The 16153-nt window shown below is 70.8% G+C and carries 14 protein-coding genes and 1 tRNA gene; 7 read left to right on the top strand and 8 right to left on the bottom strand.

Translation table 11 applies throughout. The features are described from left to right. Positions 1–221: 221 nt before the first annotated feature. The gene (locus tag OKJ99_RS04220; protein WP_326014365.1) at positions 222–1511 is read right to left on the bottom strand and encodes a M6 family metalloprotease domain-containing protein; all 1290 of its coding nucleotides are present in this window, start codon (positions 1509–1511) and stop codon (positions 222–224) included. A gap of 306 nt (positions 1512–1817) precedes the next feature. On the opposite strand from OKJ99_RS04220, the gene OKJ99_RS04215 reads away from it, so the two are divergent. Beyond that, positions 1818–3692 carry a putative bifunctional diguanylate cyclase/phosphodiesterase gene (locus OKJ99_RS04215; RefSeq protein WP_326014364.1) on the top strand — a complete coding sequence of 625 codons (1875 nt, stop codon included), beginning with the start codon at positions 1818–1820 and terminating at the stop codon, positions 3690–3692. A gap of 28 nt (positions 3693–3720) precedes the next feature. Here the strand turns inward: OKJ99_RS04215 and OKJ99_RS04210 are convergent, their stop codons facing one another. The 3 genes from OKJ99_RS04210 to OKJ99_RS04200 form a co-directional block, all read right to left on the bottom strand. Further along, on the bottom strand, positions 3721–4800 hold the full coding sequence (locus OKJ99_RS04210) for an LLM class flavin-dependent oxidoreductase (protein ID WP_326014363.1): 1080 nt from the start codon (positions 4798–4800) through the stop codon (positions 3721–3723). A gap of 253 nt (positions 4801–5053) precedes the next feature. Next, entirely contained in the window at positions 5054–5785 is a 732-nt protein-coding gene (locus OKJ99_RS04205; protein ID WP_326014362.1) for a maleate cis-trans isomerase family protein, read from the bottom strand. A gap of 3 nt (positions 5786–5788) precedes the next feature. After that, positions 5789–6613, bottom strand: a complete 825-nt coding sequence (locus OKJ99_RS04200) for a maleate cis-trans isomerase family protein (RefSeq protein WP_326014361.1) — start codon at positions 6611–6613, stop codon at positions 5789–5791. 289 nt (positions 6614–6902) lie between these two features. Here OKJ99_RS04200 and OKJ99_RS04195 point away from each other — a divergent pair, with 289 nt between their 5' ends. The 6 genes from OKJ99_RS04195 (at position 6903) to OKJ99_RS04170 (ending at position 12500) form a co-directional block, all read left to right on the top strand. Next, positions 6903–8324, top strand: coding sequence for an amidase (locus tag OKJ99_RS04195; RefSeq protein ID WP_326014360.1), 1422 nt, complete (start codon positions 6903–6905; stop codon positions 8322–8324). A 108-nt stretch (positions 8325–8432) separates the two neighbouring features. Next, positions 8433–9365, top strand: a complete 933-nt coding sequence (ehuB, locus tag OKJ99_RS04190) for an ectoine/hydroxyectoine ABC transporter substrate-binding protein EhuB (protein ID WP_326014359.1) — start codon at positions 8433–8435, stop codon at positions 9363–9365. Beyond that, positions 9362–10105, top strand: coding sequence for an ectoine/hydroxyectoine ABC transporter permease subunit EhuC (gene ehuC, locus OKJ99_RS04185; RefSeq protein WP_326014358.1), 744 nt, complete (start codon positions 9362–9364; stop codon positions 10103–10105). Before ehuB ends, ehuC begins: the two co-directional genes overlap by 4 nt. Then, complete coding sequence (gene ehuD / locus OKJ99_RS04180; RefSeq protein ID WP_326014357.1) at positions 10102–10749, top strand: ectoine/hydroxyectoine ABC transporter permease subunit EhuD; 648 nt, start codon at positions 10102–10104, stop codon at positions 10747–10749. Before ehuC ends, ehuD begins: the two co-directional genes overlap by 4 nt. Next, positions 10739–11554, top strand: coding sequence for an ectoine/hydroxyectoine ABC transporter ATP-binding protein EhuA (gene ehuA, locus OKJ99_RS04175; RefSeq protein ID WP_326014356.1), 816 nt, complete (start codon positions 10739–10741; stop codon positions 11552–11554). Before ehuD ends, ehuA begins: the two co-directional genes overlap by 11 nt. Before the next feature lie 175 nt (positions 11555–11729). Continuing rightward, complete coding sequence (locus OKJ99_RS04170) at positions 11730–12500, top strand: IclR family transcriptional regulator (protein ID WP_326014355.1); 771 nt, start codon at positions 11730–11732, stop codon at positions 12498–12500. Between the two features lie 122 nt (positions 12501–12622). On the opposite strand, the gene OKJ99_RS04165 is transcribed toward OKJ99_RS04170, so the two are convergent. The 4 genes from OKJ99_RS04165 to OKJ99_RS04150 all read right to left on the bottom strand — a co-directional run. Next, positions 12623–12696: transfer RNA gene (locus OKJ99_RS04165), tRNA-Lys, on the bottom strand. Positions 12697–12759: 63 nt separating this feature from the next. Beyond that, positions 12760–14430, bottom strand: coding sequence for an AMP-binding protein (locus OKJ99_RS04160; RefSeq protein ID WP_326014354.1), 1671 nt, complete (start codon positions 14428–14430; stop codon positions 12760–12762). A 163-nt stretch (positions 14431–14593) separates the two neighbouring features. After that, on the bottom strand, positions 14594–15205 hold the full coding sequence (locus tag OKJ99_RS04155; protein WP_326014353.1) for a lytic polysaccharide monooxygenase auxiliary activity family 9 protein: 612 nt from the start codon (positions 15203–15205) through the stop codon (positions 14594–14596). A gap of 165 nt (positions 15206–15370) precedes the next feature. After that, a partial coding sequence (locus OKJ99_RS04150; RefSeq protein WP_326014352.1) for an SPFH domain-containing protein occupies positions 15371–16153 on the bottom strand: 783 nt, incomplete at its 5' end.

The following is a 16153-nucleotide window of genomic DNA, read 5'->3' as shown; positions in this document are numbered from 1 at the left end:
ACGGCTGGGGGTCCGGGGGTTATCCCCCGGGGAATACAGCATCCGCGTGTCCGGGGTTCGAGTCCCTGATGGCGCACGTTGTCGGTGGCGGTCTGTATTCGCGGAAAGCGCGAATCGGGCCGCCATCGTCGTTTCTGCGCGGCTTCGCCGCGCGCCGTGGGGGCTTCGCCACCCACACCCCCACAGGGGAGCCGCAGCGCGCCCAGCCGTACAGCGCGGGATCAACCGGCCGTCGTCACCTTCACCGTCCACGCCCCCGACCCCGTCCGGCCCTCCGCCTCGACGCGGATGTCGTCGCCCGGCACCGTGAACGTTTCGCCGAGGCTTACGGGGGCGTCGGCCAGGGGTGGGTAGACGGATTCGCCGTAGCAGGCCTCGGTGCGGGGGTGGGCGTCGAGGACTTCCATGGGGCCACCGCCGGACGAGGAATCGCTGCGTACGCGGTAGACGAGGACGCCCCGGCTGCAGGTCGCCGCGTCGTTGCCGGAGCCGCCTCGGGCCTCAAGGGCGACGGCACTGTCGACGCCCGTGCGGATCACGGCGAGCTTGGTGCCACCCCCGGTACCGAACGGCGCACCCGCCCCCCGCGGCGCCGTGCTCAGCGGTTCCAGGGTCAGCCGCGTCTCGCCACTCCGCTTCACACACGTCACCTGCCGCTGGTCCAGCCACCCCAGCTTCCACTTGTGCCAGCCGAACAGGTCCGGCGAGAGGCCGAACTGGCTGCCCATGACGTCCCAGTCACCGACGTACGTGTCCCAGTCACCCTTGCCGTCGGTGGGCCGGTGGTACAGGTCCGGCAGGTCGAAGACGTGGCCGGTCTCGTGCGCGAGGACATTGCGGTCCGGCGGATGGCGCTCGAAGACCGTGACGATACGGCGGATGTCCGTGCCGTCCGCACGCATGGGCCGGTCGAAGTTCACGACCTTCGTCGCGTCGGAGTCGACGCCGGGCGCGTCCGGGTCGGCGACGAAGTAGACGACGTCGTACTTGCTGAAGTCCGTGTGCGGATCCGCCGCCTTCAGGGCGTCCTGCAGATACGCGCTGCGGTGCGCGGCGTCCCAGTCGCGCTGTATGGCGTACGCGGTCGAGGGGTGCGGCATCTGGATCCACTGCCGCTGCGGATGCGGGACCAGGGAGAACTTTCCGTACGAGGCCCGGTCGAAGAAGCGGCTGGTGGACGGGAAGTAGTCGGAGGCCAGCGCGTCGGGCGTGGCCAGGGGCCGCGAGTCGGGGAACGAGAGGAAGACCATCACGGCGTTGAGGGTCTTCTTGGGCTTCGGGTACGCCGGGTTCCAGGTGTCCAGGCCCTCGGAGTGATGCGCCGGAGTGCGCTCCAGGGCGCAGGGCCCCGCGAACGGAACGGCCGCGGCCGGCCCCGCGACGAGCCCCATGGCGGCCACGGCGGCGAAGGCGGTGAGTGCCGCCGCGAGTGCGCGCGGGCGCGGCTTGTCCACTCCCCCGAGTGGCTGCGGACGCGGCAAGTCGACCTCCGGGACGGGAATGCGGAACACCCAACCCAGAGTGTTGGTGTTTGATGTGAATTGCCCTGTTTATCTGGCCCGGACGAGTGAGCGGACGACACTCCGGCCGATCACGGAACGTCACAGCCGATCGCCCGCGATCGGGCCCCGACAGAAGGTGGGGCAGCGGCGAGCAGAAACGATCTAGCGGGGCGGGGCTCGACGGCCCGGAACCCATGTACACCGCGTTCCAGGCTGGATAGGCCGTCCGACCTGCCTCTATGATCGGCACACTTTCCAGCCGGGACCCGGCCGCAGCAGACCACGCAACCATCCGACGCATCACGGGAGCGAGCGGTGAGCGCACAGCCCGAAGGGCCCACGACCGCGCGCCGGGTGGCCCCGCCCGGCCTACGCCACGATCCCCGCACGGGGATCCCGGGGCTCACGGAGACCCCGGAGATCACGGAGAGTGAGGGCGTGCGGTCGGCTTCGCGGCCCCCGGCCGCACAGGCCCTCTACCGGCCGGCGTTCGCGACGTCGCCGCTGGCCATGGCGGTCGTCGACCGCGACGGCGTGATCGTCGGCGCCAACGACGCCGCGTGCGCGCTGCTGTGCGGTGAGGACGCCGGGGAGGGCACCGGGCAGCTCGCCGGCCGCGCCGTCGACGAACTGCTCGACCTGCGCTCGGACCCGCGCACCGCGGACGCCTACCAGGAGATCCTGCGCGGGCGTCAGGCCCGACTCAGCCGCACCCGCCGCCTCAAGCACCCCTCGGGCCACTCGATGTGGCTGCGGGTCACGGTGTCGCCGCTCCCGGACGCGGAGGCCGTACTGCTCTCGCTCGGCGACATCACCGCGCACCGCGGGCTCCAGGACCGGCTGCACCACCTGGAGCTGCACGATCCGCTGACCCGGCTGCCCAATCGCGCCCTGTTCTTCGAGCGCGTCTCCGCCGCCCTGGAGTCAGGGACGTACGACAGCGCGGGCGCGACCGGGCGCGTGGGGCTCTGTCTGCTCGACCTCGACGGGTTCAAGGCGGTCAACGACTCACTCGGGCACCCCGTCGGCGACCGGCTGCTCATCGCCGTCGCCGAGCGGCTCACGCACTGCGCGGACCGCGCGCAGAACGCCACGGGCGCCCCGCTGGTGGCCCGGCTCGGCGGCGACGAGTTCGCGCTGCTCGTCGAGGACTCCACCGGTACGGAGCAGGCGGCCGAGCTCGCCCGTGCGGTGCTCGACGCGCTGCGGGAACCCTTCGACCTGGCCGGTGAGCAGGTCTCGGTCTCCGCCTCGATCGGCGTGGTCGAGCGGCAGGTCACGGGCACCAGCACGACGGCCCTGATGCAGGCGGCCGACACCACGCTGTACTGGGCGAAGGCGGACGGCAAGGCCCGCTGGACCTTCTTCGACCCGGAGCGCAACGCCCACCGGATGACCCGCCAGACCCTGTCGTCCAGCCTGCGGCCCGCGGTCGACCGGGGTGAATTCACCCTGGAGTACCAGCCGTTGGTGGAGATGGCGGACGGTGCGCTGCGCGGGGTCGAGGCGCTGGTGCGCTGGCGGCACCCGCAGTTCGGCCTGCTGACGCCGAATCGGTTCATCGGACTGGCCGAAGAGGACGGCTCCATCGTGGAGTTGGGGCGGTGGGTGCTGCGGACGGCCTGCGCGCAGGCGCGGCGCTGGCAGGTGGAGCACCCGGAGGCGCCGCCGGTGTTCATGAGCGTCAATGTGGCGGTGCGTCAGATGTGGGACTCGGACCTGGTGGCGGACGTCGCGCAGATCCTCACCGAGACCGGACTGCCCCCGGAACTCCTCCAGTTGGAGCTGATCGAGTCCGCCGTGATGGGGTCGACCGGCCGGCCGCTGCAGGCGCTCCACGCGCTGAGCGACATGGGTGTGCGCATCGCCATCGACGACTTCGGCACCGGGTACTCCAACCTCGCGTACCTCAGTCGGCTGCCGGTGTCGGTGCTCAAGCTCGACGGGGCGTTCGTGCGGGGGTTCCAGGGTGACGGGGCTGCGCCCGCGGAGCCGGCGGACGCGATGATCGTCGAGGCGCTCGTGCAGTTGGCGCACCGGCTCGGGCTGACCGTGACCGCCGAATGCGTGGAGACGGCGGAGCAGGCGGAGCGGCTGCGCCGGCTCGGGTGCGACACCGGGCAGGGGTGGCTCTACTCGCGGCCGGTGGCGGCGGATCGTATCTCTGGGCTCCTTGCGGAGCGCCGGTGATCCGCCGCCGTCACGCGGCCAGGGACCTTCAGGCGCTCGGCAACCCGTAGGCGTCCGCGATGAGTTCGTAGGAACGCAGTCGTACGTCACCGCCGTGGGCGTTGGCCGTGAGCATCAACTCGTCGGCGCCCGTGCGCTTTTGCAGCTCGTCGAGGCCCGAGCGGACCTCGTCGGGGGTGCCGTGGATGACGTTGGAGTTCCAGGACTGGACGAAGTCCCGCTCCATCTCGCTGAACTGGTACGCCTCCGCCTCCTCGGGCGTCGGCACGAGGCCGGGGCGGCCGGTGCGCAGCCGGACCATGTTGAGGGCGGCCGCGAGGACCTGGCGGCGGGCCTCCGTGCCGTCGTCGTCCGTCGCGAGGGCCGAGACGCCGATGACGGCGTAGGGCTCGGAGAGGAGCTCGGACGGGCGGAAGTTCTCGCGGTACAGGTCGAGCGCGGGGAGGGTGTTCTGCGCCGAGAAGTGGTGCGCGAAGGCGAACGGGAGGCCGAGGGTCGCGGCAAGGCGGGCGCTGAAGCCGGAGGAGCCGAGGAGCCAGACCGGCGGGCGGTTCGGGTCCTGTACGCCGCCGGGGGAAGTCGCCTGGGCCGGGCCCGGGACGGCGTGGATACGGGAGTACGGGTGGCCGTCGGGGAAGTCGTCGTCGAGGAAGCGGGTGAGCTCGACGAGCTGCTGCGGGAAGTCGTCGGCGCCTTCGTTCAGGCGGTCCGAGCGGCGCAGCGCCGCGGCGGTCGCGCCGTCGGTGCCGGGGGCGCGGCCGAGGCCGAGGTCGACGCGGCCCGGGGCCATGGCTTCGAGGGTGCCGAACTGTTCCGCGATCACCAGCGGGGCGTGGTTCGGGAGCATGACGCCGCCGGAGCCGAGCCGGATGCGGTCCGTGTGGGCGGCCAGGTGGGCCAGGATCACGGCGGGGCTGCTGGAGGCGACGCCGGGCATCGAGTGGTGCTCGGCGACCCAGTAGCGGTGATAGCCGCGGTTCTCGGCGAGCCGGGCGATGTCGACGCTGGTACGGAGGGCCTGCGTGGCCGTGCGACCCGCTCCCACGGTGACCAGGTCCAGGACGGAGAGGGGGGTCGGGGCGGTGCCCTGGGCTGCGCCGCGGATCACGGGTCCTCCTGCGAATACGTGCGTACGGGTGTGTAGGACTGCCCCGACGTAACGGAGGCCTACTCCGCTTTATTCCCGGAACCGTGGCTGAAGCCGCCGTACCTGGTGCGCGGCACCGGGCGCCGCCTTGCCCACCCTGCCGCCCAAGGCGGCAGATTGCCCAAGGCGGGTGGGCGATTCAAGCCCCGCCGGCGTTTGAGGCGCGGGGTCCGGGGCGGAGCCCCGTGGCGTAGGACCGGGTGGCCGCCACCCGTCACACCTGGACCACCGGCTCCTTCGTGAAGAGTGCGCCGAGCGCCGGCGCGTTGACCCGGCGGTCCACCAGGCGCAGCGCCTCCCAGACCGTGACCTGGTTGGCCGTGAGGACCGGCTTGCCGAGCTCGGACTCCAGGTCGCGGACGTACGCCGCCGTGTGCAGCGCCGTGTCCGGCAGGAGCACCGCGTCCGCGTCGGGGTGGTCGCCGGCGCGGGCCATGGCACGCACCTCGTCCCAGCCCCACGTGCCCACCTCGGCCGCCGTGATGATCCCGCTGCCACGGACGGCCAGGACCTCCGCTCCGGCCGCCTTGAGGAACGTGGCGAAATGGTCCGCGACGTCCTCCGGATAGGTCGCGGCGACCGCCACCTTCCGCGCCCGCACCTCCCGCAGCGCGTGCGCGAAGGCGAAGGACGTACTGGAGGCGGGCAGGCCCGCCGCCCTCGCGAGGCCGCGGACCTGATCGTGCGCGCCGTCCCAGCCGAAGACGAAGCTCCCGGACGTGCACGCCCAGACCACCGCCTCCGCACCGGAGAGCCGCAGCTCCTCGACCCCGGCGGCGAGGCGGTCCGGCGCGCCCATCTCCAGCAGCGCGTCGACACGGTGCGCGTCCTCTCCGATGTCGGTGTGGACGACGGGCAGCCGCACATCGCTGTCGATCAGCATCTCGATGCGCGGGTAGTCGTCCTCCGCGGAGTGTCCCGGGTACAGAAATCCCAGCGAGGTCATGCCCTATGCCCACCCTTCCTGTTCCTTCGAGCGTTCCCTCGGCAGATCCTCCGGAGGCAGCGCCTCCGGCACGTCCGCCGGGGGCCACACCCGCGCCGCCGGATCGAGCAGCGCCTGGTAGGGCCCCACCGCACGCGTACCCAGCCTGGCGAGGGCTGCCCACATCGTGACTTGATTGGCCGAGATCACCGGCACCCGAAGCTCCGCCTCCAGCTGCGGGATGACGTCGTACGTCGGCAGGTTGGTGCAGCTGATGAAGAGCGCGTCGGCCCCGGAGCGCCCCGCTTCCCTGGCCATCTCCGCCACATCCCGGTAGGGCACCTTCCAGATGTGCCGGGTCAGCCCGAGGAAGGCCCGCCCGGTGACGGTGATGCCCGCCTCCGACAGATACTCCTCCAGCGATTCGGTGACCGATCGCGTATACGGCGTCACGAGTGCGACGCGCCGCGCGCCCAGTTCGGACAGGGCCTGGAGCAGGGCCCCCGATGTGGTCACGGCGGGCAGCTCGCCGGCCCGCCGCATCGCCGCGCACAGCGCCCGCTCCCCCGCGAGCCCGCCGACGAAGCTGCCGGAGGCGCAGGCGTACGCGAGGACCTCCGGCCCGGTGGCGCCGAGCGCACGGACCGCCTCGCCGAGCGTCTCGTGCTCGCTGACCAGGCGCGCCAGATCGAGGCCGACCTCGACGGGCACGAACGGAGTACGGGTGAGGTGGAGGGAGACATGGTCGGGCACCCAGCGCCACAGCTCGCGGTCGAGAGCGAAGTCGAACGGGGCGACGACACCCACACCGCGCTGCGGTTTCGGTCCCCCCAGGAATGAGACGTCCATGAGCAGGCCCCATGTTCAGCTGACTGATCAATGCCGGTGTGGTGCTTGAGCCGGCGAACCGCCGGGACGTCGGGACAGCGACACAGCGCGAAACAAGGTGCAGGAACCCAGCTGAGTACCTCTGTTGTCGACGGTAGGTTCCGGTGCCTGCGGGGTCAATTCCCGACTCTCGGGCCCAGCAAAGCGGATCTTCATTGCCGGACGGTTTCCCCACGATGTCCGTGCCTGACGAGGTGATCCTGGGTAGGTCCCCGGCAACGTATCGCGAGCGCTGGTGCTGGAGGGGCGGATGACGAGCGAGCTCATCGGACTGACCGCGCAGGACCTCATCGAGGGATATCGCAAGGGAGAGTTCAGCCCCGTCGACGCGACCCGCGCCGTGCTCGCCAGGATCGAGGAGACGGAACCGGCGCTGAACGCGTTCGTGCGGGTCGACGCGGAGGGTGCCCTCGCCCGTGCGGAGGCGAGCGCGCGACGGTGGCGCGAGGGCGAGCCGATGGGCCTGGTCGACGGGGTGCCGGTGTCGGTGAAGGACATCCTGCTGCAGAAGGGCGCACCCACGCTCCGCGGTTCGAAGACCGTTTCGGAGCAGGGGAGTTGGGACGAGGACTCGCCGTCGGTGGCCCGGCTGCGCGAGCACGGCGCGGTCTTCGTCGGGAAGACGACGACGCCCGAGTTCGGCTGGAAGGGCGTGACCGACTCACCGCTTTCGGGCGCGACCCGCAACCCGCACGACACCTCCCGTACGGCGGGCGGTTCGAGCGGCGGGAGCGCCGCGGCGGTCGCGGTGGGGGCGGGGCCGCTGTCGCTCGGCACGGACGGCGGCGGGTCGGTGCGGATACCGGCCTCCTTCTGCGGGATCTTCGGCCTCAAGCCGACGTACGGGCGGGTGCCGCTGTACCCGGCGTCCGCGTTCGGGACGCTGTCGCACGTGGGGCCGCTGGCCCGCACGGCGTCCGACGCGGCGCTCATGATGGACGTGATCTCGGGACCCGACCCGCGCGACTGGTCGGCCTCCGGGCCGCCGTCCGGCGGTTTCCGGGACGCGCTGCACGGCGGGGTGCGCGGGCTGCGCGTCGCGTACTCACCGGCGCTGGGCGGTCAGGTGGCGGTGCGGCCCGACGTCGCCGCGGTGGTGCGCGCGGCGGTGACGCGGCTCGCCGAACTCGGCGCGTACGTCGAGGAGGTGGATCCGCCCGTACAAGTTGAACGCAGCACAGATCCGGTGGAGGCGTTCCACACGCTGTGGTTCAGCGGGGCGGCACGCGTGGTGCAGCCTCTTCCGGCGTCCAGGCGGCAGTTGCTCGATCCGGGGCTGCGGGAGATATGCACCCGGGGCGCGCGGTACAGCGCGCTCGACTATCTGGCGGCGGTCGACGCGCGGATGGCGCTCGGGCGGCGGATGGGCGCCTTCCACTCGACGTACGACCTGCTGGTGACGCCGACGGTGCCGATCACCGCGTTCGAGGCGGGAGTTGAGGTCCCGCGCGGCTCCGGCCTGCGCCGATGGACGGGCTGGACCCCGTTCACGTACCCCTTCAACCTGACCCAACAGCCCGCCGCCTCCGTGCCCGTGGGGCTCGACGGGGACGGTCTGCCGGTCGGCCTCCAGATCGTGGCCGCGCGGCACAGGGACGATCTCGTCCTGCGGACCGCGCACGCTTTCTACGAGGCCGAAGTGGCGAGCCACACCAGTCCCAACACGGCTTGAATCGCGTGAAGTTAGGACATGGCCGTATTGCCGTGAATTCAGATCTCGGCTTTATCAAGGGCCGAAAACGATAGGCATACCTCTCGGGGCTTCGGGTAATGGCGCGCCATGGCTCCACCACTTGGTAACAATGAGGGATTCATCGCCAGACCAGTCCGCCGCCGCTCCCTGCTCTACGGTGCGGGGGCGGCGGCGCTGGGTGTGTTCGGCGCCGCGGCCTGTACCCGCGTGCCGGAGGAGGGGAAGGTCGAAGGGGGCGACCTGCTGGACCGGCTGCGCGATGCCGGAGAGGTCAAGATCGGCGTCGCGGGTGAGGTCCCGTTCGGATACATCGACGAGAACGGCGAGGTCACCGGAGAGGCGCCGGCGATCGCCAAGGTGATTTTCCCGCGCCTCGGTGTGCCCAAGGTGAAGGCGGTGCCGACGCAGTTCAGCGCGCTGATTCCGGGGCTGACCCAGGCGCAGCAGTTCGACGTGGTGTCGGCGGGGATGTACATCAATCCGGATCGCTGCGAACAGGTGCTGTTCTCCGATCCCGATTACCTGATGCCCGACTCGTTCATCGTGCGCAAGGGAAACCCGCACGGCATCAAGACGTACGAGGAAGTCGCGAAGAAGAAGCTGAAGTTCGCGACGGGCACGGCCTACGCGGAGATCGACTACGCCAAGGCCTACGGCATCAAGGACATGCTGATCCTGCCCGACCAGGTGGCCGGCCTGGACGCCGTGCGCCAGGGCAGGGTCGACGCCTTCGCCGGCACGGCCGTCACGGTCCGCAGGGTGATCAAGGGCGCGAAGGGGGTCGAGGGCCTCCCGCCCTTCCAGCCCATCGTCGACGGAAAGCCGGCCTACGGAGCGGGCGGATTCGCGTTCCGGAAGTCGGAGAAGAACCTGCGCGACGCGTTCAACAAAGAGCTGCACAAGCTCAAGGACAGCGGTGAACTCCTGCGCATCATGGCGCCCTTCGGTTTCACGAAGAAGGAGATGACCGACCTCACGGTCGAGAAACTCTGCCCCCCTGCCAAGGGAGCCGCCTCATGATGTCCGCGAAGTTCTTCGAGAACTGGTTCCTGCCGGGTATCTGGATCACGCTCGAGATCACGGTCCTCAGCGCGATCTTCGCCTTCGTCATCGCGATCATCATCGGCGTCCTTCGCACGTCCAATGTGTGGTTCGTGCGCTTCCTGTCCGGGGCGTACTTCGAGATCTTCCGCAGCACGTCGTCGCTGGTCTTCATGTTCTGGATCGCGTTCACCGTGCCGATGCTGTTCCACATCAACTTCGAGCCCATGTTCGCGGGCATCCTGGCGCTCAGCATCACCTACGGCGCCTACGGTTCGGAGATCGTGCGCGGCGCACTCGCCGCGGTGCCGCCCGCCCAGCGCGAGGCCGGCATCGCCCTCAACTTCACGCGCGCCCAGCGCCTGCGCCGCATCGAACTCCCGCAGGCCTGGCCGGAGATGATCCCGCCGTTCAACAACCTGCTGATCGAGCTGCTCAAGGGGACCTCGCTGGTCTCCCTGATCGCGGTGGCCGACATGACGTTCGCCGGCAACCTCAAGCGGCTCGTCTCCGGTGACAGCGCGCCGGTCTACACGCTGCTGCTCGTCCTGTACTTCGTGTTCGCCTTCATCTTCACCCGCCTCATGCGCCTGCTTGAGCGGCACGCCAAGAGCCGCGTCGGCCAGACGCCCGAGCAGGGCGGTCTGCGCGTGCTCCTCGGCGGGATGCGCTCCAAGTCGACGATCGACGCCGTCACCGGTGCCGGAGGTGCCAAGTGAACTGGGACTGGTCCAACGTCGCGGACTTCATGCCGCAGTTCTGGGACGGCCTGCTCGTCACGATCCAGGCGCTCGTCGGAGGCGCGGTCATCGCCTTCGCCCTCGGCCTGGTGTGGGCGATCGCCCAGCGCTCGAAGGCGAAGTGGATCAGCTGGCCGGTGACGGCGGTCACCGAGTTCATCCGGAACACCCCGCTCCTGGTGCAGCTGTTCTTCCTCTTCTACGTCGTTCCCTCGTGGGGCATCTCGATGTCCCCGCTGGTCACCGGCCTCGTCGGGCTCGGCCTGCACTACTCGACGTACACGTCCGAGGTCTACCGGGCCGGCATCGAAGGCGTGCCCGTCGGCCAGTGGGAGGCGGCCACCGCGCTCAGCCTGTCCAAGGGCCGCACCTGGCGCGCGGTGATCCTGCCGCAGGCCGTGCGCAGGGTGATCCCCGCGCTCGGCAACTACGTGATCGTCATGCTGAAGGAATCGCCGCAGATCATGGCGATCGGCGCGCTGGACATGCTGGGCGAGGCCCAGGGCTTCAGCTCGACCACCTTCACCTACGAGGCCATCAGCGTCGTCGGTGTCGCCTTCATCGTCATCGCCTACCCGGCTTCTCTTCTTCTGCGAGTTTTGGAGCGTCGTCTTGTCCGCTGACAGCAGCACTTCCCAGGAAATCCCCAATCCTGCCGTCGACGGCAGCGAGCTCATCCGCTTCGACAAGGTCACCAAGCGGTTCGGCAGCAACACCGTCCTGGACAACCTGGACTTCTCCGTCGACTCGGGCAAGCACGTCACGCTGATCGGCCCGTCCGGATCCGGCAAGACCACGATCCTGCGGCTCCTGATGACGCTGATGAAGCCCGACGAGGGCACCATCAAGGTCGGCGGCGAGTACCTCACGCACGAGCAGAAGGACGGCAAGCTCGTCCAGGCCGGCGAGAAGCACGTCCGCGAGATCCGCAAGAACATCGGGATGGTCTTCCAGCAGTTCAACCTGTTCCCGAACATGAACGTGCTGCGCAACATCACCGAGGCCCCGGTCAACGTGCTCGGCCTGTCCAAGGACGAGGCGGAGCAGCGGGCCCGTGAGCTGCTCGACATGGTCGGGCTCGGCGACCGCGTCGACGCGTACCCCACGCAGCTCTCCGGCGGCCAGCAGCAGCGTGTGGCGATCGCCCGCGCGCTGGCGATGCGGCCGCAGGTGCTGCTGCTCGACGAGGTCACGTCGGCGCTCGACCCGGAGCTGGTGGCCGGCGTCCTCGACGTCCTGCGGGACATCGCACACACGACGGACATCACCATGCTGTGCGTGACGCACGAGATGAACTTCGCCCGCGACATCTCGGACCAGGTTCTGATGTTCGACTCGGGACGCATCATCGAGTCCGGTTCGCCGGAGAAGATGTTCGGGGAGCCGGAGCACGAGCGCACCAGGGAGTTCCTGAGCGCGGTCCTGTGACCAGCCGCTCACCGCATGGTGCATGACTTTGGCATATGCCACGGTGGCGCGTTCCTGCTGAGAGGCACGGAACGCGCCATCAATCTCCCCAACCACCGCCCCCAAAGGGGGTGTTGGCGGCTATCGTGGACTTCGGCCCAGCTGTCCGGAACCGGTCCATGCAGGGGGAAGAACCGTGGCGCTGAAGCACGAGCAGGGTGCGTCCCCGCACCAGCCGCACGAGGCGGTGCAGCACGCGTTGCGCGTGCTGGAGACCGTCGCTCACCGGGGCGTGGGTGTGACCGACACGGAGCTGGCGCGCGTCACCGGGCTGCCCGCCGACCAGCTGACGATCCTGCTGCGCATGCTGCGCCGCGAGGGATACGTCCAGCAGAACGCGGACGGGGCGTACATCACCGGTGACACCCTGACCAGGCTCGGCGCCGCGGAGGGCCAGGCGGCCGCGCTCACCGCGAAGCTCCAGGTCACCCTCGACCGGTTGCGGGAGGACGTGGGCGCGGCGGTCTACATGAGCCGTTACGTCGACGGGGAGATCCGTATCACTCAGATCGCGGCGGGGCCCGAGACGCCCGCGGTCAACGAGTGGGTGGACTTCCGCGTCTCGGCGCACGCGAGCGCCATCGGCAAGAGCCTGCTCGGCCAGCTCGACATGAACGGGCGGCGGGATCATCTGTCCCGCCACAAGATGGCCCGGCTCACCTCGCGCACGATCACGAACGAGAAGGTGCTGCTGTCCCGCCTCGCGGCGCAGCCGGCGACGGTTCCGGTGCTCGATCTTCAGGAGTACGCGGTGGGCACGGTGTGCGCCGCGGTTCCCATCACGGCGGGCGCGTCCGTCGGCTGCCTGGCGCTGTCGCTTCCGGTCGAGCATGCGCATCGGCTGCACGATGCGGCGGAGCAGCTCAACAAGGAGGCGGCGCCGGTCCTTCTTTCCCTGGCGATCTGACCGTTCACCGGCACCGGCGTTACGGCCTCGGGGCTCTGCCCCGGACCCCGCTGCTCAATCGCCGCAGGGGCTTAGAAGACAACGACGAAGGCCCCCCGCTACTGCGGGGGGCCTTCGGTCTGTGCGCCATCAGGGACTCGAACCCCGGACACGCGGATTAAGAGTCCGCTGCTCTAACCAACTGAGCTAATGGCGCCGGTTGACGAGGTAAATACTACCCGGCCTCAAGGGGTGCTTTTGACCACCCGTGCCCCTGGTGTCACGACGGGGCGATCAGGTCCTCGCGGCCCCGCTCCCGGTACTCCGCCGCCAGCTCCGCGCGGTCCTCGGTGGTCAGGCGGCGGTGGGCGGGGGCGCCCGGTGGGTGCCACCACAGGTCGCCGCCGCTCCAGAAGCCCTCGCGGCGCAGCTCCCCGCGGCGCACCTTGTTCGTCGCGGTGACCGGCATCCGCTCCACCACCCGGACGAACCGGGGCGTCATCTTCGTACCGAGGTCGGGCTGGGAGCGCAGGAAGGCGCCGAGGCGGTCCGGATCGAAGGCGCGGCCCTCTCGGAGTGCGACCGTGGCCATCACCTGGTCCCCGGCCACCGGGTCCGGCACCCCGTAGACCGCGACGGCCGCCGCGTCCGGCCAGCGGGCGAGGATGTTCTCGATCATGGCGGGGGCGAGGTTCTCGCTGTCGACGCGGATCTTGTCGTCGCCGCGCCCCGCGAAGTAGAGGAACCCGTCGGCGTCCCGGTAGAAGTGGTCGCCGGTCCAGTACCAGCCGTGCTCGCGGACCCGCTCCGCGTACGCGGCGTCGTTGCGCCAGTAGCCCTCGAAGGGCGAGCGGCCCCGGTTCACCAGCTCCCCTATGGCGTCCGCGCCATTGAGGAGGCGCCCGCCCTCGTCGAAGCGCGCCGGCGGGCACTCCGCCTTCGTCTCCGGGTCGAGCACCGCGAGGTCGCTGCCGGGCGCCGCCAGGCCGATCGCGCCCGCCGGGGTGCCGGCCGTGCGCTGCACCGCGGCGCCGCCCTCGGACGACCCGTACCCCTCGACGAGCCGCACCCCGAACCGCTCCTCGAACCGCGCCGCGTCCACGGCCCCCGCCTCCGTGCCGAACCCCATCCGGAGGGGATTGTCCCGGTCGTCCGGCCGTTCCTCGGTGGCCAGGATGTACTGGACGGCTCGGCCCACGTACGTGAAGTACGTGGCGCCGAAGGTCCGTACGTCGCCCAGGAACCGGGACGCCGAGAAGCGGCGGCGGAGCGCGACCCCGGCGCCCGCCGCGACGGCCGGCGCCCAGTCCGCGATGACCGCGTTGCCGTGGAAGAGGGGCATGCAGATGTAGTGCACGTCGTCCGCGCGGACCCCGAAGTTCGACACCAGGGACTGACCCGCCGCCGCCAGCCGGCCCTGCGTGCACAGCGCCGCCTTCGGGGCCCCGGTCGACCCGGAGGTGAAGTAGAGCAGCATCCGGGTGTCGGGGCCGACCCGGTCGCCGGCCTCCGGCTTCGCCCCTTCGTACGGGGTGAGCAGCTCCTCGTACGCGCCGGTGTCGGTCACCAGGATCCGGATGCCCGGCAGGTCGAGGCCGTCGAGCAGCGGGAGGTGGGCCCGCTCGGTGACCAGGACCCGGCACTCGGTGTGCGTGATGTCGCGGGCGAGTTCGGCGCCGCGCCGGGTCGGGTTGAGGCCGGCGACGGCGGCGCCGGAGAGCGCGGCCGCGCCCAGCCACTGGGGAAATTCGGGGGTGTTGTCGAGGAGCAGGCCGATGTGCGGGTCCGCCGCCGGCGGCAGCAGCTCACCGAGGAGCGCCGCGCGGGCCGCCGCCCCGGCCGCGACCTGGTGGTGGCTGAGCACCTGGTCCTCGTACGCGAGGCCGGGCCTGTGGTCGCCCCACCGCGCCTGAATGAGCTCCGCGAAGGTGCGCGTCGTCATGGATCCCATGGCGGCGAACCATAATTGACGTCCCGTCAGATGTGGAGAGTGCCGACGTCGGATCAAGCCCCGCCGGCGATTGAGGCGCGGGGTCCGGGGCGGAGCCCCGAGGCGTGCACCCGGGCGGCCGGAACCCCGGTGCGCCGTGGGGCGGCGCACCGGGGCCACGGGCTCAGAACGTGACGTCCGAGCACGCGTAGAAGGCGTTCGCCGTGTCCGCGACGGTCCACACCGCGAGGATCACGTGGTGGCCCGACTTCCCGGAGGGCAGCGTGCCGGAGTGCGAGAGCGTCGCCGGCGGCTGCCCGCTGAACGGGACCGTGAGGAACGGCGCGGTCTGCAACGCCGACCGGGTCAGCGGCTTGCTCTGGTCCCAGCCGTCCTTGGTGATGTAGTAGCGGAAGTCCGTGGTGGAGTGCCGCGCGGTGAACTGCCAGCGGAAGGTCTGGCTCTGACCGCCCGTCACCTTCGTGGTCGGCCAGGCATTGCCGTTCGGCTGCTTGGCCGCGTCGAGCGCGCTGAAGTTGCCGTGCCCGGCCGAACAGATCTTGCCGTCGGCGGGGCCGGCCGCCGGGAAGCCCTTGAGGCCCTCGACGCTCTGCGGCTCCCACTGGATGTCGCCGCAGCCGCTGACACCGCCGTTGGCGCAGAGCTTCTGCCTGCTGACGGGCAGGTCGGTGTAGCCGTGGCCGCTGGCGCCGCCCGCGGAGAACGCGAACGCCCCCACGGTCGTCAGGCCGAGCAGGGCCGCGTACGCCTTCGTACGCTTCGAGGTCTTTCGCATGCTGCCGCTCCTGGGGGGTGTTGGGAGTGCCGGAAGCCGTGCGCACAGCGATAGTTCAGGTCTAGACCAACGCACAATGTAGAACCGCGAGTTGAGCATGTCCAGACCAATCGCAATTCCCGGCCCGAGCGCTTCCGCTCACCCCAGGCGGTCACTCCCAGACGGTCACTCCCCTCGACCTGTGTAGAACGCGACCGTCAGATCCTTCACGAGCAACTTGCGCTCGTAGTCGTCGAGATCCACGAGCCCCCGCGCGGTCAGCCGCGTGACCGTGTCCTCCACCGAGTCCACGACCGAGGTGAGGACGCTGTCCCTGCGCCGCGCGTCGAGGGCCGCGATCCGGCGGCGCCGCATCGCCGCGGCCACCTCCGGCTCGTACTCGATCCGCGTGGGCTGCGCCGAGAACACCTCGATGCCGACAGGGCCCGCGTCCTCGGCGAGGCGCCTGGTGAGCAGATCGCCGAGGGCCTCCGCGTTGCGCAGCACGGGCGCGTCCCGGTCGCCGACCACGGCGGGCAGCCGGGACAGCACCCGCGCGAGGCCCGCCTCCACGCACTCGCGCAGATACGCCTCGTGGTCCTCGGTCCCGAGCGTCGCCCGCACCGTGTCCTTGATCCGCCAGGCGACGAGCACGACGACGCGCAGCGCCTCGCCATTGGTGTCGACCGCCGGCATCGGCTCGCTGCGCCAGTGCCGCAGCCGCAGGTCCACCCGGCGGCGCACGAGCAGCGGGTTCAGCCACAGCAGCCCCGCCCTGCGCACGGTCCCCCGGTAGCGGCCGAAACGCGTGAGCACCCAGGCTCCGCCGGTCCGCCCGCGCGCGAGCCCTCCGACGCCGAACAGGGCGAGCGCGCCCGACCCGGCGAGCGCCGCCCACTGCGCGGGTCCGAGCCCGGCGCCCGCGTACCCGTCGAGGCCCGCGAGGTCGGTCATGATCCGGGGCAGCGC

The organism is Streptomyces endophyticus (genome assembly GCF_035798155.1).
GTDB lineage: Bacteria > Actinomycetota > Actinomycetes > Streptomycetales > Streptomycetaceae > Streptomyces > Streptomyces endophyticus.
This window is presented reverse-complemented; position numbering and strand designations above follow the sequence as displayed.

What these genes read in the sequence shown, in the direction of transcription:
- OKJ99_RS04205 (WP_326014362.1), bottom strand. Translation starts at nt 5,785, where the DNA reads ATGACCTCGCTGGGATTTCTGTACCCGGGACACTCCGCGGAGGACGAC.
- OKJ99_RS04155 (WP_326014353.1), bottom strand. Translation starts at nt 15,205, where the DNA reads ATGCGAAAGACCTCGAAGCGTACGAAGGCGTACGCGGCCCTGCTCGGC.
- ehuC (WP_326014358.1), top strand. Translation starts at nt 9,362, where the DNA reads ATGATGTCCGCGAAGTTCTTCGAGAACTGGTTCCTGCCGGGTATCTGG.
- OKJ99_RS04160 (WP_326014354.1), bottom strand. Translation starts at nt 14,430, where the DNA reads ATGGGATCCATGACGACGCGCACCTTCGCGGAGCTCATTCAGGCGCGG.
- OKJ99_RS04200 (WP_326014361.1), bottom strand. Translation starts at nt 6,613, where the DNA reads ATGGACGTCTCATTCCTGGGGGGACCGAAACCGCAGCGCGGTGTGGGT.
- ehuB (WP_326014359.1), top strand. Translation starts at nt 8,433, where the DNA reads ATGGCTCCACCACTTGGTAACAATGAGGGATTCATCGCCAGACCAGTC.
- OKJ99_RS04195 (WP_326014360.1), top strand. Translation starts at nt 6,903, where the DNA reads ATGACGAGCGAGCTCATCGGACTGACCGCGCAGGACCTCATCGAGGGA.